Below are 15,103 nucleotides of genomic sequence, written 5' to 3' on the forward strand. Positions count from 1 at the left end.
GGCCCTTCGCGGCGGGCCTGACCGCCGCGCAGCGGCTGCTGACCCGCCGCGACCGCACCGGCCGCCGCCGGCCCGCCGCCGGCGGCGGATGACCGGCGCGACCCCAGCGACATCGACCACGACGGACGAAGGCAGGACGATGACCCGACACGACGACGGCCCCGACCTCGCCCACCGGCGCCCCGAGGGCGTGAGCGACGAGACGGTGGAGGCGCTCGGCTCGCTGTCGAAGGCACTGGAGACGACCGAGCGGGCCCGGGGCCACCTCTACAGCTTCCACCAGCTCACCGGCACCGCAGACCTCGAACTGGACCGGGCGGTCGAACTGCTGCGCAAGGCCGGGCACCCGGACTGGGCGGAGACGGTGCGCACCCAGGTGCTGGGCCGCAACGTGATCCCCGGACACTGGACGTTCCAGGTCGTCGAGGCCTACGACACCACGTACTACCGGCCGTTCAAGGACATCGAACAGGCCGCCGTCGAGGAACTGGCCGACGGCCGGGACCACCTCTACGAGGCCGAGATGAAGGAGGCCCGCCGGACCGCCGGCCACCCCGACCACACGGCCCGCCCCGGCACCGGACCGGGGCCGGGGGAGGGGGAAGGGGGCGACGGATGAACGGGAGCCCACTGCGCGGCCGCACCGTCGTGGTCACGGGCGCCGCACGCGGGGTCGGCGCGGCGCTGGCCCGCGACCTCGCCGGACGCGGCGCCCGCGTCGCGCTGCTCGGTCACGAGAGGTCCGGGCTGGAGGCGGTGGCGGACGGCCTGCCCACGCGGTCCTGGGTGGGCGAGCTCGACGTCACCGACGAGGCCGCGCTGGACCGGGCCGCCGCAGCGGTCAGGACGCACCTCGGCGTCCCCTCCGCCGTCGTGGCCAACGCCGGTGTCGCGGAGGGCGGCCCGTTCGTCACCTCGGACCCGGCCCTGTGGCGGCGGGTGATCGACGTCAACCTCACCGGCAGCGCGGCCACCGCCCGCGCCTTCCTGCCGGACCTGCTGGCGACGAAGGGCTACCACCTCCAGGTCGCCTCGCTGGCCTCGATCGGCGCCGCCCCGATGATGAGCGCCTACTGCGCCTCCAAGGCGGGCGTGGAGGCCTTCGCCCACTCCCTGCGCGCCGAGGTGGCGCACCACGGGGTCGCCGTCGGCATCGGTTACCTGAACTGGACCGACACCGACATGATCCGCGACGCGGACCGCCACCCGGTGCTGCGGGAACTGCGGGGCCACATGCCGCCGCCGGCCCGGCGCCTGTACCCGGCGGACCAGGTCGCCGCCCGGCTCGCGGACGCGGTGGAACACCGCAGCACGGCCGTCTACGTGCCCCGCTGGCTGCGCCTGGCGCAGGCGGCGCGCGCCGCGCTGCCCCCCGTGGTGCTGCGGGTGGCCCGCCGCGAACTGGCCCGGCTGGAGGCCGAGGACCCCCTGCGGCACACCGGGCTCCTCGGCGCCGGAGGAGAGGCCGACCGGGCCGCGGGCCGAACGCGCCCGTGACCCGGCCGGGCCGGCCGGGTCAGCCCGGGAAACGCCCCGTGGAACGCAGCGCCCAGCGACGCTCCGCGTAGGCCAGGTCGTCGCGCCACAGCCGCCCGGCGGCGGCCCGCACGAGCGGGCGCAGCAGCGGCGCCGCACCGCGCGCCAGGGCGAAGCCCGGACGGTCGGACGCCGCCACCACCGCCTCGACGACCGCCGTACGGGGCCGCCCCCGGCCGTCCGTTCCCAGGGGGGTGGCGTGGGACTCGACCACCGAGCCGGCGCCCTCGCCCTCGGCGATGCGCATGACGACCGTGCGCGGCTCGGGCGCGGTGAACACGGCCCGCACCGGCACCACCAGCCGCCCCGCCACCTTGAAGGACACGTCCACGGTGAAGGCGTCCTCGCTCCCGTCCGAGCCGTCCGGCGCACCGGTCACGGTGAGGTCGACGAACGAGTAGGGGTGGAACCAGGCCCCGTGCCAGGGGTCCAGACGGTTGGCCACGACGTCCTCGGGTTCGCAGGTGCCCGTCCCGGTGTACACGGCCGTCAGCGCCCGGGCCGGCCGCACCGGCACCACCGGCGCGTCCAGCGGCGGCTCGCCGCCCACGGCGTCCAGCCGCACCCACAGCAGGACGCCGTCGTCGTGCACCGGGAACGGCTCCCAGCCCGCGGAGGGACCGCCGTCCAGGGCGAGTCCGTGCCAGTGGCACACCAGGGTGCCGCAGCGGACGGGACTGTCCCGCAGCGGCGCGCCCAGGTGCGGGCAGATCCCGGGCCCGGCGACCGGACGGCCCCCGGCGTCCCGCCAGAGCACCACCTCCTGACCCGCCACGGTCCGCGCGAGCGGACGGTCGGCGCGCACGTCGCGGGAGGCGCCCACCACGTACCAGTTGCCGGACGGACGCGCCTGCGCCCGCTTCAGCGCCCCGGCGATGACGGCGGGCCGCGCCTCCCGCCAGGTGGGACGCTGCCGCTCCCAGGGCACCGCACGCCTGCGCAGGGACAGGGGCAGACGCCGGCGCCCGCCCGCGGATCCGGTGCTCACGCGACCCCCTCGGAAACCGCCGGGTACGGGGTGAGCGCACGGACGTCCGGGTCCCGTCCGGCCGCGCGGGCGCGCAGCCGGACGGCGGCCACCCGGGCGAGTCCGTCGGCGGCCACCACGGCGCGGCGCCGGCGCGGCACCACCGCCCGGCGGTGCAGCACCGACCAGCCGTCCCGGGCCACCGCGTCCAGGATCCCGCCGTACAGCACGAACGCCGCGCGGATGCACGGCCGGGACACCGGGTCCAGCATCCCGAGCCCCGGCGCCGCCTCCCGGTACACGCCCCGGGTCAGCGCCTCGAACTCCCTCAGCGCCGAGGTGATGCGCCGGTCGCGGCGGCCGGTGTCCCGGCTCCAGCACAGCAGCGCCCGGTCGACGCCGTGCGCGGCGAGCAGGTCCGCGGGCAGGTAGACCCGCCCCCGGTCGAGGTCCTCGCCCACGTCCCGCAGGAAGTTGGTCAGCTGGAAGGCGACCCCGAGGGCCGCGGCGTGCGGCGCGGCCGCCTCGCGCGGGACGACCGTGCCGAGCACCGGCAGCATCTGCAGTCCGATGACCGCCGCCGAACCGTGCGTGTAGCGGCGCAGGGCCGCCTGGTCGGCGTAGTCGGTGACCACCAGGTCGGCACGCATGGCGGTCATGAAGTCGGCGAAGTGGCCGTGGTCGATGCCGTACCGGCGCGCCGTGTCGGCGAGCGCCCGCACCACCGGCTCGGTGCTGTTCCCGTCCCGCAGGCCCTTGTCCAGTTCCCGTTGGAGCGCGGAGAGTTCGGCGTCCCGGCGCTCGGTGCCGGCCCCCGTGCCGAGCGCGTCGACGATGTCGTCGGCCCAGCGGGCGAAGCCGTACAGGGCGTGCACGGCGGGCCGCCGCTCGACGGGCAGCAGCCGGGTGGCGAGGAAGTACGTCCTGCCGTGCCGGGCGTTGAGCGCGCGGCAGCGCCGGTAGGCCTCGCGCAGCGCCGGATCGGTGACGCCGGCCGCGTCGAGTTCACGGTCGGTCATACGGGGGCCTCCTGCGTGGGGGTGCGGGGAAGACGCGGCCGTCGCGGGCCGCCGGTGATCCGTGCCGCGGCCAGCTTCCCGGACAGCAGCACGGTCGGCACGCCGACGCCGGGGGTGGTGCCGCAGCCCGCCAGCACGGCGTTCCCGGTGCCGCGGACCAGGTTGCGGGGGCGGAACGGGCCCGTCTGGGCGAAGGTGTGGGCCGTGGCGAACGGCGTGCCGGCGGCGTGCCCCTGGGCGTGCCAGTCGGCGGGCGTCACCACGCACTCCGCCTCGACGGCGGCCCCGAGCCCGGCCAGCCCGCGCCGTTCCAGCACCCGCAGCAGTTCGTCCCGGTAGCGCGGGGCCAGGTCCGTCCAGGCGGCGGGACCCGGCCCGATGTCGGTGTTGGGACACGGGGCGAGGACGTAGTGCAGGTGGCGCCCCGGCGGGGCGAGGGACGGGTCGGTGGCGGTGGGCCGGGTGACGAGCAGCGACGGATCGCTCATCAGCCGGCCGGTGCGGGTGAGTTCGTCGAAGGTGGTGCGCCAGGCGGCGCCGAAGGAGAGGGTGTGGTGCGCCAGGTCCGGCCAGGTCCGGTCGGTGCCGAGGTGCAGCACGACCGCGGAGGGGGAGTGCCGCAGCCGTACGGGGCGCCGTGGCCGGCGGCCGAGGAGGGCGTAGGCCACGGGCAGGTCGGGGGTGAGGACGAGTGCGTCGCAGGGGATGCGGCCCTGGTCGGTGACGACGGCGGTGACCCGCTCGCCGGAGCGTTCCAGCCGGGTCACCCGGTGACCGAACCGCAGGTCGGCGCCCGCGTCGGCGGCGGCGTCCGCCATGGCCCGCGGCAGCGCGTGCATCCCGCCGCGCGGGAAGTACACGCCGGCCACGGTGTCCATGTAGGCGATGACCGCGTACGCGGCCAGCGCCCGGGCCGGCGGGACGCCCGCGTACAGGGCCTGGAAGGAGAAGACCCGCCGCAGCCGTTCGTCCCGCAGGAAACGCCCGATCCGCGCGTCCAGCCGTCCGAAGCCGCCGAGCGCCGCCAGCCGGGCGAGGTCGGCGTTGAGCAGGCCGAGCGGGGAGTCGAAGTTGGCGTCGATGAAGCGGCGCATCTGCGCCCGGTGGAGCCGGGTCAGCCAGTCGCGCAGCCGCAGGTACCCCGCGGCCTCGCGGGGGCCGGCGAAACGCTCGACCTCGGCGGCCATCGCGTCGGCCCCGGTGTGCACGTCGAGGCCGCTGCCGTCGGCGAAGCGGGCCCGGTACGCGGGGTGCAGCGGCACGAGGTCCACGCGCTTTCGCAGACTGTCGCCGACGGCGGCGAACGGCTCGTCGGCCAGGTCGGGCATGGTCAGCACGGTGGGGCCGGTGTCGATCCGGTAGCCGTCGAGGTCCAGGCGCCCGGCGCGTCCGCCCGGCGCCGCCTCCCGCTCGACGACGGTGACGCGCCGGCCCGCGCCCAGCAGGTGCAGGGCCGCCGACAGCCCGGCCAGTCCGGCCCCCACGACCACGACATGGTCCGTACGGCCCGCCACGGTGCGCATCACCGGCGGGCCTCCCCGCCACCGGCGGTACGGGCGGGCCCCGGCCGGGTGCCGCAGGGGGGCGCCTCCCGTACGGGCTCCCCACCCGCCGCGGAGGCCAGCAGCAGCCGCAGCCGCTCACCGCCGTGCGGATCGAGGAGGGCGCCGTCGACGTGCCGCAGCCCCCGGTCCACCAACCGGCCGATCATCGTCTCGACCGTGCTCCGCGCCCCGGTGTCCGTCAGCACCTCCCGCACCTCCTCCAGACCCTCCTCGGTGAGCGCGCCGTGACCGAGCGAGCGGTCCAGCACCTCCAGCGCCCGGCGGTCGCCGGCCGCCCCGGCCCGCGCGTGGGCGACAGCGACCAGGCAGGTCGGCTTCCCCTCGCCGATGTCCCCGCCCGCCGGCTTGCCGGTGCGCCGCGGGTCGCCGAAGACGTCGTTGAGGTCGTCGCGGAGCTGGAACGCCGTGCCCACACAGCGCCCGGCCGCGCACAGGGCCGCCGTGGTGCCGTCGTCCGCGCCCGCGAGCGCGGCACCGAGCGCGATCGGCCGTTCGACCGAGTACAGGGCGCTCTTGATCCGGGCGGCGCGCAGCGCGCGCGGCAGGGACCGCGCCCCCGTCGCCTGACCGTGCAGGTCCAGGTACTGGCCGGCCACCATCTCGGTGCGCATGTCGCTCCAGATCCGGCGCACCGTCCGTTCGCCGTCCGGTTCGAGGGGCGTCTCGGCCAGGAGGTCGTCGGCCCAGGCGAGCGCCAGGTCCCCGGCGAGGATCGCGGTCCCGCCGCCGAGGCGCCCGGCACGCCCGGCGGGCGCCGCGTCCGCGTACTGGGCGGCGACATCGACGTGGAACGTGGGCCGCCCGCGGCGCAGCGCGGAGCCGTCCATCACGTCGTCGTGGACGAGCGCACAGGTCTGCAGCAGTTCGAGCGCCGCGCCGATCCGCAGGGCCGCCGCGACCGGGGCGGGGTCCCCGCCCCCACAGGCGCGCAGCGCCCACCACAGGAAGCGCGAACGGATGCGCTTGCCGCCCGTACGGGTGAAGTGCGCGACGCGCCCGGCCACGTCGTCGCCGAACAGCGGGTCCAGCTCCCGCGCGCGGGCCACCCGGTCGGCCAGCACGTGGTCGAGCACGCGGCCGACCGCGCCGGGCACGTCCCGGTCCACGGCGGACGCCTCCGGCGTCCTCGGGGGCAGCGGCGGGCGCCGCACGCCGGCCGGCGCACCACCGGGTCCGGTGCGCGCCGGCCCCGTCGTCCGGTGCCCGACGAGCCGTGGCCCCGCCGTGCCGTGGTCCTCCGCCTGTGTGCGGCCCATCCCGGTTCCTCTCGTCCTGAACGCCGAGCATCGCGTCACCCGTGCCTTTCCGCTCGCGCACCGCACGCGGATGCGGCACGGGACGGAACGGGCCGGCGCACTGCCGCCGCATGTCTTCCCCCCGCGCGCCCCTTCGCATCGGCAGTGATCCGTCACACGTCCGAGTGACCCGGATCGGATCGGGCACACAGGCAGGAATGCTGGCCAGGTGCGGGTGTGCCGAGGAGCGGGAGGAGCGTGCCGTCGTGCTGGACACCGAGGTGGCGATCATCGGGGCGGGAGCCGCCGGACTGTCCCTGGCCCACCGCCTGTCGCGGACCGCGCCGGGGACCCGGACCCCGTCGGTCGTCCTGGTGGACGCCCCGCCCGGCCCGACGCGTCCCCCGCGCCGCACCTGGTGCTTCTGGGAGGCGGGCGAGGGCCGCTTCGACGCCGCCGTCACGGCGGCCTGGCGGCACCTGCGGGTGCGTCCCCCCTCCGGCCGCCCGGTCGACGGGGACATCGCACCGCTGCGGTACAAGATGATCCGCTCCGACGACTTCGAGCACCTGGTCGCCCACGACCTGGCCTCCAGCCGGGTGGTCCGCCGGCTGGAGGCGACCGCCGAGACCGTGGAGGACGTGCCCGGGGGAGCCCTGGTCCTGCTGCGGCACGCCGACGGCCGTACCCGCTCCCTGCGGGCCCGCTGGGTGTTCGACTCACGCCCCCCGGGCAGCCTGCCGGCCGCCCGCACCACCCTGCTGCAGCACTTCCACGGCTGGTTCGTCCGCACCGCCCGTCCGGTCTTCGACCCGCGGACCGCCGACCTGATGGACTTCCGCACCCCCCAGCCCGCCGACGGCCTGTCCTTCGGCTACGTCCTGCCCGTCGGCCGCCGCGAGGCGCTGGTGGAGTACACCGAGTTCTCCCGGCGCCCCCTCACCGCCGACGGCTACACGTCGGCGGTGAGGCAGTACACCGAGGAGGTGCTCCGGTTGGGGGAACTGCGGGTCCTCGCCACCGAGACGGGCGTCATCCCGATGACCGACGCCGTGATCCCCCGCCGGGTCGGCGCCTCCGTCTTCCGCATCGGCGCTGCGGGCGGCGCCACCCGGCCCTCCACCGGCTACACCTTCGCCGGGATCCAGCGGCAGACGGGAGCGGTCGCCGCCGCCCTCCGCCAGGGCCGCACCCCGGTGCCGCCCCCCGCCCACTCGGCCCGCTCCCGGGCCATGGACGCCGTCCTGCTGCGGGCCCTGGACAGCGGCCGGGCCGACGGACCCGCGCTGTTCTCCCGCCTCTTCACCCACGTGCCCATGCGGCGCCTGCTGCGCTTCCTGGACGGCGGCACCCGGCTCCACGAGGATCTCACCATCGGCCTGCACGCCCCCATCGGCCCCATGCTCCGCTCGGCGCTGGAACTGCCCGCCCTGCCCCGCCGCCCGTTCGACGGACCCTGACCCACGCCGTCCGCACCACCCGCACCCGGCCCTTATGCCCCAGGAGACCGCATGACCCTGCTGCGCGACGAGGATCTCGCCGCCGCGTTCGACCACGCCGCCCGCGGCTACGACGCCCTGGTGGCCGCCAACCCCGGCTACCACGCCCACCTCCGCCGCTCGGCGCGCCGCCTGGGACTGCCGCGGCGGGGCGGGGGACTGCGGGTCCTGGACCTCGGCTGCGGCACCGGCGCGTCGACCGCCGCGCTCCGCACGGTGCTGCCGGACGCGCGGATCGTGGCCGTGGACGCCTCCGCCGGCATGCTCGAACGGGCCGCCGCCAAGAGCTGGCCGGACGGGGTGACCTTCGTCCGGGCGCCGGCGGAAGGGCTGGCGGAGGCCGGGGTGGAGGGGCCCTTCGACGCGGTGTTCGCGGCCTACCTCTTCCGCAACGTCTCCGACCCCGACGCGGTGCTCGCCACCGTGCGCGGACTGCTGGCCCCCGGCGGGAGACTGGGCGTGCACGAGTACACGCTCGGCGGACGGCGCGTGGACCGCGCGGTGTGGACCCTGGTGTGCCGCGGCGTCGTCCAGCCGGCGGCCGCCGCGCTCGGGGACGCCGGGCTCTACCGCCACCTGTGGCGCAGCGTCGTGGAGTTCGACACCGCGGACCGTTTCGCCGGCCGGCTGCGCGCGGCCGACTTCGAAGCGGTGCGCGCCCTGCCCCTGCCGGGATGGCAGACGGGCATCACCCACACCTTCGTCGGCCGGCGGCCCCGCACGGAGAGCGAGGACGGACGATGACCCCCCTGCGCCGCCCGGACGCCACCCGGCACGGCCGGGACCGCCGCGCCCGCGTCCTCGCGGCCCCGCCCGGGGCGCGCCGGATCGAGGGCGTCCGCCCGACGACCGCCGTCGTCGGCGGCGGCATCGCCGGCCTGGCCGCCGCGACCGCGCTGGCCGAGCGCGGCGTGGCGGTGACGCTCTACGAGCGCGAGCCCTTCCTGGGCGGACGGGTCGGCGGCTGGCCGGCCGGCCTGGCGGACGGCACCCCGGCGACCATGAGCCGGGGCTTCCACGCCTTCTTCCGCCAGTACTACAACCTGCGCGGTCTGCTGCGCCGTACCGACCCGGGCCTGGAACGGCTGACCGGCCTGCCGGACTACCCGCTGCGGCACGGCGACGGACTGCGGGACGGCTTCCGCCACGTCCCGCGCACCCCGCCGTGGAGCGCGCTCGGCTTCGTCGCCCTCAGCCCGTCCTTCCGGGCGCGCGACCTGCGCCGCATGAGGCCGCGCGCGGCCCTCGAGCTGTTCGACGTGCGCGTGCCCGGGGTGTACGAGCGCCTGGACGGCGTCAGCGCCCACGACTTCCTCGACGCCGTGGGCTTCCCGGACAGCGCCCGCCACCTGGCCTTCGAGGTGTTCTCCCGCAGCTTCTTCGCCGACCCCCGGCAGCTGTCGGCCGCCGAGATGGTCCTGATGTTCCACATCTACTTCCTGGGTTCCGCCGAAGGGCTGCTGTTCGACGTGCCCGACGCGCCCTTCCCCGCCGCCCTGTGGGAACCCCTGGCCGGCTACCTGCGCCGGCACGGCGCCCGGATCCGCACCGCCACGGCCGTCGAACGCGTCACCCCCGCCGGGGGCGGCGGCTACGAGGTCGCCACCACCGCGGGGGAGAGCCGTCACGAGGCCGTCGTCCTCGCCCTCGACGCCGCGGGACTGCGCTCCCTGGTCGCCCGCTCCGGCCGGCTGGGCGACGGCCCGTGGCGGGAACGGGTCGCACGCCTGCGCAACGCGCCGCCGTTCCTGGTCAGCCGTCTGTGGCTGGACCGGCCCGTCGCACCCGGCCGGCCGGCGTTCCTGGGCACGAGCGGATACGCCGGCCTCGACAACATCAGCGTGCTGGACCGCTACGAGGAGGAAGCGGCCCGCTGGGCCGCCCGCACCGGGGGCTCGGTGGTCGAACTCCACGCGTACGCGGTGCACCCCCGGGACTCCCGCGAGACCGTGCAGAAGACGCTGATCGACCAGTTGCACCGCGTCTACCCGGAGACGGGCGGCGCCGGGATCGTCGACGCCCGCCACCTGTGGCGGTCCGACTGCCCGCTGTTCCCCGTCGGGGGATACACGGACCGGCCCACGGTGCGCACCCCCGACCCCGCGCTGGTGGTGGCCGGCGACCTGGTGCGCACCGGCCTTCCGGTGGCGCTCATGGAACGCGCCGCGACGACCGGCTTCCTCGCCGCCAACGCCCTGCTGGAGCGCTGGGGAGTGCGCGGGCAGACCCTGTGGACGGTGCCCGACCGGGGACGCGGCGCCCTGCTGCGGTCACTGGCCGGACTGGGGCGGCCGGCGGACTGACGGAGAAGCGGCGACCGGGCCGGGCGGACACCGGCGGGGGTGCGGCGCGCTCACACGGCGGAGCCGCGCACGACGGCGCCGGCGGACCGGCCGCGGAGACCGGCCGCACCCTCGCGGACGAAGCACAGGCCCCGGGGGAAGTCGTGCAGCCGCTCCGTGAGGATGTCCAGTCCCGTCACCAGGGAGTGCGCCGGAACGTTCCGCGCGGTGAGCACCTCGGAGGTCCACCCCAGGAATCCGGTGAACACCTCGGCGTCGTCCACGTACAGGGCGGTGGCCAGGAAGTCGAGGATGTGGGCCAGGTCCTCCGCGGTCCGCTCCCGCTGCGCGTCGCTGTACCCGCGCATGGCCGGGAAACGGCTCTCCAGGTCCGTCAGCACCTCTCCGACCAGGCGGCCGCGGGACCGGACCACCATCGTGTACTCCTGGTCCGCCAGGTGCGGCAGGTCGTCGACCGCCTGCCGGACCGCCGTGGGGCGCGGCAGACCGGCCTCCAGCGCGGCGGCCGCGCCGCGGGCGTCCGGGGCCCACCCGTCGGCGCCCAGGGCCCGTGCGAACCGGCCGTCCTCGCCGAAGGCCCCGCCCCCGGCGAGCACGGGCACGCCGACGGCCTGACAGGCGGTGATGGCCGCGTGCGCGGCCGGCAGGTGCGTGGGAATCGACCCGGAGAGCAGGACGGCGTCGGAGTTGGTGTGGTGCTGGTGGGCGACGAGGTGGGGCGTGGGCGTCTGGGCGCCCAGGTAGTCCACCCGCCAGCCGCGCAGCCGCAGGACCTCGGCGACGAGCCGGGCCGGGAAGGCGTGCCACTCGCCGTCCACGCAGGTGACCGTCACCCGTCCGCGGTGCGGGGGGACCGGCCTGCCGGCCGCCGGACGGTGGACGAGGGCGCCGATCACCCGCTCGTTGATGGCGGTGGCGGCGTGCTCCTGGGCGACGGTGATGCGGGCGGCGGCCCACTCGGCACCGATCTTCTTCTGCACCGCCGCGACGACGTCGAGCAGCAGGGCCTCCTCCTCCCACCCCGCGTCGAGACCGGCGCGCACCGCGTCGACGGCGTCGTACTCGCTGCCCTCGAGCACCGCCCGCCAGAGCCCGTCGCGCAGCACGGCGGCCGACGGCCGGGTCCCGCTCACGTGCTCCTCCCCGGGTCCCGGCCGGCGCCGGCGGGCGGCGCCGTGCGCGGTGCGCTGATGGCGACGGTGGCCATGTCGTCGTGGCCGCCGCCGCCCAGCCACTGGGCGGCCAGCATCTGCACCCGTTCCACGACCGCCTCCCCCGGCATGCCGGCGCACTCCGTCAGTGTCTGCCGCAGACGGCTTTCCCCGAACAGTTCGTCGCCCAGCGGTCCGCCGCGGGCCTCGGTGATGCCGTCGGTGTAGAGCAGGCACGTCTCCCCGGGCGCGAGCACCTCCTCGGCCGTGCGCACCGTGACGGAAGGGAGCGCCCCGACGAGGGTGCCGCGGGTGGCCACCTCCTCGACGCGGCCGTCGGCGCGGACGATGAGCGGGGGCAGGTGCCCGGCGCTGGTCAGCCGCAGACGCACCCGGTGGTCCTCGCGTCGGACGGAGGCCAGCACCAGGGTGGCGAACCGGGTGTGGTGCGAGGTGAGCAGGGCCCCGTTGAGCAGGGTGAGGACCTGCCGGTGGTCGGCGGCCAGGGGCAGCAGCGCGTGCAGCGTGTTGCGGATCTTCCCGGTCAGGACCGCCGCGTCCAGCCCCTTGCCGGCCACGTCGCCCAGCACGACGAACGTCTCCTGCGAGGCGTCGGCCCCGGGATGGACGTCGTAGAAGTCACCGCCGATCCGGTCGTGGTCGCCGGCGGCGCGGTAGCGCCCCGCGTAGTCCACCCCGTGCAGGCTCTCCAGGGCCGGCGGCAGCAGTTCCCGCATGAGCGTGGCGGTGATCGCGCTCTGCTCGCCGTACAGGCGCGCGGCCGACAGCGCGGCGCCCGCGCGGGCGGCGAAGAGCCGGGCGAACGCCTCCTCGTCCGGGGTGAAGGCCCGCTCGGTGCTGGAGCGGAGCAGGATCAGCGCACCGGCGGACACCCCGTGGCCGGGCAGCGGTGCGACGATGACGGAGCCGACGGGCCCGTCGAAGCCGGCCGGGACCACCCACGCGGGAAGGGCGCCGGGGTCGATCCAGCGCGCGGGCACCGGGGGGAATCCCTGGAGGGCCTCGGCCAGCCCCGGGACGTCCCGGGCGTCGCACTGGAGCGAGACGTGCTCCGCGGGCCCGCCGCGCAGGGCACGGGTCACGGGGTGGCGGCGCCCGGCGGGCGGCAGCACGAGCAGCGCGGCGTCGGCGAGGTGCTCCGCCGCCAGGTGCGCCGCCACCTCCGCACAGCGCGGCACGTTCAGCGACGCCAGCAGGGTGCTGGAGACCATGGCGCGGACCTCCGCCTGCTCCCGGGCCCTCCGCAGGGACGTTTCCGCCTGCCGGCGGCCGGTGCCGTCCAGCAGCCACCACACGACGTCCCCGCCCGCGGCCGGGCCGGGATGCGCCTCGAAGAACCGGTCACCGATCTCCCCGGAGGCCCGCGGGCCCGCCGATGTGAGGTCCGTCTCGTCGGTGAGGCCCCGGTGCGCGTCCGCCAGCCAGGCCGGCACCACGTCGCGGGGTCCGTCCCCCTCGTGACGGTCCGCCAGCACCAGACGGGCGGGCGGGTTGAGGTCCACGACCGCGCCCTTCGCGTCGAGGACCACGACCGGACAGGGGGCGTCCTTCCAGGTCGGACCGGCGCGGAGGTCCGCGCCGGGTGGGTGGGCGGGTGGGCCGGGGGAAGGAGTCACAAGCGCAGGCGCGCGTCGGGCGCACCCCACCACCTCTCTGCCGGGAAAACCGGATTCGGTTGCCACGGTCTCCCATCCGTGTCCGCGAAATCAACCCGACCGGGTGACGGCGTGCCCGCCGGACGGCTGCGTACCCCGAGGCGGAGGCCCCATGCGTCCCCCCGCCCGTTCCTCTCCGCGCTCAGGCCGCCGGTACGGCCTCGCGCACGGCGCGGTGGACGGCGCGGGCCAGCCGGGCCCCCCACAGGGAGCGGGGTCCGGCGAAGGCGTGCTCCTCCCCGCCGGGTCCCGGTGCGCGGGCGACGACGCACACCGCGTCGGTGGGCGTGCCCGAGCAGTCGAGGCCCGCCTCCAGGAGGGCCTGCACCTTCGCCTCCGTCGCCGTGCCCACCGCGTTGACCAGGGCCGCGTCGCTCAGCGGCGCCGGCACGGCGACGACGATGTTGATCGTGCCCGGATCCTGGGGCCCGTCCGTGCCGCGCCCGGGCCGTGCGGCCCAGCCGCGCACGTCGACGCCCGCCGTGACGTAGGCCTGCGCGCCCGCGTCCTCCGCGTGCGTGTACGCCGAGACGTCCGCCGCCGTCATCAGCCCCACTCCCGGACCCCGCGCGCCCGCGGCGGCCGCGAGGTCCGCCAGGTGCCGGTCGGGGTCGGTGCGCCGGTAGCCGTGGGGGACCTGGGCGTTGAGGACCCAGGCCCGTCCGCCGATGCCTCCGCCCAGCACCGCGCTGCTGATCATCCGCAGCCCGGGCCCCGCGGTCCACAGCAGCGCGTGCAGCCGCTCGCCGTCCTCGGCGCGGGTCAGGCACCGCGGGGGCGGCAGGGCGGGGGCGGTGCGGGGCTGGGGGAGGACGGCGGTCACCGGGCGGGGCTCCTTGCGGGGGGCGGACCGACCGATCCTAGGCCGGGCCGCCCGCCCGCCGCGCACGGGACCGGTCAGTGCCGGGTGCCCTCCGGCGCACGGAAGCAGGCGGTGACGGTCTTGCCGTGGGGACACGGACGGGCCTCCCACGTGTCGGCCAGGGCGTCCACCAGGAACATGCCGCGTCCGCCGACGCGTTCGGAGCTCGGCTCCCGGGGAGCCGGCAGGGTGGTGGACCTGTCGTGCACCGAGATGTGCAGACAGCGGTTGTCCCACGACATGATCAGTTGTGCGGTGCTGTGGGCGTGGACGTGCGCGTTGGTGACGAGTTCCGAGACCGTCAGCAGCACGGCGTCCGCCGCCTCGGGGGCGGTCTTGTCCCAGCCCAGCGCGACGAGGTGCTCGCGTGCCCAGTCACGGGCCTCCCGCACCCCGCGGTCCATCGGCAGCGAGCGCGCCCAGCCCACTGTCCGGACCGACGATTCGTTCATGGAAGTCCTTCCCGGTCGTCGCCACGCGGCCCGGACGGGTGGCCGCCGGGCCGCGTGGAAGCAGGGGTGGAGAGGGTCAACGGTGGCCGCCGCGGAGACGGCCCAGCAGGCGCTGGGCCTGGGCCCGGCGCCGGGGGTCGGCCGCCGCCCGGCGCACCTGCTCGGCCGTACGCCGCCCCTGCGGACTCCTGGCGAACTGCTTGATGCGCTCGACCATGCTCGGCATGGGTGCTCCCTTCCACGGTTCTTGTTCGTCCTCGCTGTCCTCCGGCTACCCCCTGCGGGCGGAGTCAGCCCCGCGGGCGACCGGGCGGGGTTCGCGCCGCCCCTCGGCGGCCCCTGCGCCTCCGCCCCGGTCCGGACGTCCGCGCCGCCCCCACTCCCGGACCGCCGCCCGTACGCGGGCGCGGACCGCCGCCGTCACGCCGCCCGCGCCGTACCCGGCAGCTTCTGCGACGGCGGCCACCGCCGGGCCGTGCCCCGCCCCTGGTCACCCGCGACCGCCGCATCGGCCGCGGGTGGCCCGAAGCGCCGTCGCCGCACGGCGCGTCCACGGGGGGCGTGGTCGGACGGACACGGCCGCGGCCCGGCAACCGCCCGCGCGGCGGGGCGTGTTTGCCGCGGCGGCCGGCGGCAAGGCGGTGTCCATGAGCGAACAGGACAAGAACGCGAATCAGAAGACCGCCTCCTCCCGGACCGCCGCGTCCAAGGCCCGGGAGACCACGTCCAAGGCGACCGCCCCCGCCGGGCGGGCCGCCGGCAAGGCCGCCGGAAAGGCGGGTGACGCGGCGTCAGGGGTCGCGTCGGGCGCCGAGCGCGCGGCGCAGGCGGCGAGCGG

General features: G+C 77.0%; 14 protein-coding genes and 1 pseudogene. 6 read left to right on the forward strand and 9 right to left on the reverse strand.

Going from position 1 to position 15,103, the window contains the following annotated elements:
• The first annotated feature begins 139 nt into the window (after nt 1-139).
• Together ABTY20_RS32970 and ABTY20_RS32975 are read left to right on the forward strand one after the other, a co-directional pair.
• The gene (locus ABTY20_RS32970) at nt 140-619 is read left to right on the forward strand and encodes a hypothetical protein (RefSeq protein ID WP_352000824.1); all 480 of its coding nucleotides are present in this window, start codon (nt 140-142) and stop codon (nt 617-619) included.
• Nucleotides 616-1,497 carry an SDR family oxidoreductase gene (locus tag ABTY20_RS32975; RefSeq protein ID WP_352000825.1) on the forward strand — a complete coding sequence of 294 codons (882 nt, stop codon included), beginning with the start codon at nt 616-618 and terminating at the stop codon, nt 1,495-1,497. The genes ABTY20_RS32970 and ABTY20_RS32975 overlap by 4 nt, the downstream gene beginning before the upstream one ends.
• 19 nt (nt 1,498-1,516) lie before the next feature.
• On the opposite strand, the gene ABTY20_RS32980 is transcribed toward ABTY20_RS32975, so the two are convergent.
• The 4 genes from ABTY20_RS32980 to ABTY20_RS32995 are packed head-to-tail and all read right to left on the reverse strand — an operon-like array spanning nt 1,517 to nt 6,343.
• The gene (locus ABTY20_RS32980) at nt 1,517-2,524 is read right to left on the reverse strand and encodes a DUF5914 domain-containing protein (protein ID WP_352000826.1); all 1,008 of its coding nucleotides are present in this window, start codon (nt 2,522-2,524) and stop codon (nt 1,517-1,519) included.
• Nucleotides 2,521-3,522, reverse strand: coding sequence for a phytoene/squalene synthase family protein (locus ABTY20_RS32985; protein ID WP_352000827.1), 1,002 nt, complete (start codon nt 3,520-3,522; stop codon nt 2,521-2,523). The genes ABTY20_RS32980 and ABTY20_RS32985 overlap by 4 nt, the downstream gene beginning before the upstream one ends.
• On the reverse strand, nt 3,519-5,048 hold the full coding sequence (crtI, locus tag ABTY20_RS32990) for a phytoene desaturase family protein (protein WP_352000828.1): 1,530 nt from the start codon (nt 5,046-5,048) through the stop codon (nt 3,519-3,521). The genes ABTY20_RS32985 and crtI overlap by 4 nt, the downstream gene beginning before the upstream one ends.
• Nucleotides 5,045-6,343 (reverse strand): polyprenyl synthetase family protein, encoded by a 1,299-nt coding sequence (locus ABTY20_RS32995; RefSeq protein ID WP_352000829.1) that lies wholly within the window; start codon nt 6,341-6,343, stop codon nt 5,045-5,047. Before ABTY20_RS32995 ends, crtI begins: the two co-directional genes overlap by 4 nt.
• A 197-nt stretch (nt 6,344-6,540) precedes the next feature.
• Between ABTY20_RS32995 and ABTY20_RS33000 the strand changes: the two genes are divergently transcribed.
• The 3 genes from ABTY20_RS33000 to ABTY20_RS33010 are packed head-to-tail and all read left to right on the forward strand — an operon-like array spanning nt 6,541 to nt 10,124.
• Nucleotides 6,541-7,782 (forward strand): lycopene cyclase family protein, encoded by a 1,242-nt coding sequence (locus tag ABTY20_RS33000; protein ID WP_352000830.1) that lies wholly within the window; start codon nt 6,541-6,543, stop codon nt 7,780-7,782.
• Nucleotides 7,783-7,833: 51 nt separating this feature from the next.
• Nucleotides 7,834-8,565, forward strand: a complete 732-nt coding sequence (locus ABTY20_RS33005) for a class I SAM-dependent methyltransferase (protein ID WP_352000831.1) — start codon at nt 7,834-7,836, stop codon at nt 8,563-8,565.
• Complete coding sequence (locus tag ABTY20_RS33010; protein ID WP_352000832.1) at nt 8,562-10,124, forward strand: FAD-dependent oxidoreductase; 1,563 nt, start codon at nt 8,562-8,564, stop codon at nt 10,122-10,124. Before ABTY20_RS33005 ends, ABTY20_RS33010 begins: the two co-directional genes overlap by 4 nt.
• 50 nt (nt 10,125-10,174) lie before the next feature.
• Here ABTY20_RS33010 and ABTY20_RS33015 read toward each other — a convergent pair whose 3' ends face one another.
• The 5 genes from ABTY20_RS33015 to ABTY20_RS33035 form a co-directional block, all read right to left on the reverse strand.
• The gene (locus tag ABTY20_RS33015; RefSeq protein WP_352000833.1) at nt 10,175-11,257 is read right to left on the reverse strand and encodes a cobalamin B12-binding domain-containing protein; all 1,083 of its coding nucleotides are present in this window, start codon (nt 11,255-11,257) and stop codon (nt 10,175-10,177) included.
• Nucleotides 11,254-12,912 (reverse strand): PP2C family protein-serine/threonine phosphatase, encoded by a 1,659-nt coding sequence (locus ABTY20_RS33020; protein WP_502991945.1) that lies wholly within the window; start codon nt 12,910-12,912, stop codon nt 11,254-11,256. The genes ABTY20_RS33015 and ABTY20_RS33020 overlap by 4 nt, the downstream gene beginning before the upstream one ends.
• Before the next feature lie 181 nt (nt 12,913-13,093).
• The gene (locus tag ABTY20_RS33025; protein WP_352000835.1) at nt 13,094-13,774 is read right to left on the reverse strand and encodes an adenosylcobinamide amidohydrolase; all 681 of its coding nucleotides are present in this window, start codon (nt 13,772-13,774) and stop codon (nt 13,094-13,096) included.
• Nucleotides 13,775-13,848: 74 nt separating this feature from the next.
• Nucleotides 13,849-14,265, reverse strand: a complete 417-nt coding sequence (locus ABTY20_RS33030; protein WP_352000836.1) for an ATP-binding protein — start codon at nt 14,263-14,265, stop codon at nt 13,849-13,851.
• Nucleotides 14,266-14,341: 76 nt separating this feature from the next.
• Nucleotides 14,342-14,491, reverse strand: a complete 150-nt coding sequence (locus ABTY20_RS33035) for a hypothetical protein (RefSeq protein WP_179167355.1) — start codon at nt 14,489-14,491, stop codon at nt 14,342-14,344.
• A gap of 421 nt (nt 14,492-14,912) precedes the next feature.
• On the opposite strand from ABTY20_RS33035, the pseudogene ABTY20_RS33040 reads away from it, so the two are divergent.
• Nucleotides 14,913-15,103, forward strand: a pseudogene (locus ABTY20_RS33040) (hypothetical protein); the annotation flags it as partial.

The organism is Streptomyces sp. NPDC126497 (assembly GCF_040302425.1).
Taxonomy (GTDB): domain Bacteria; phylum Actinomycetota; class Actinomycetes; order Streptomycetales; family Streptomycetaceae; genus Streptomyces.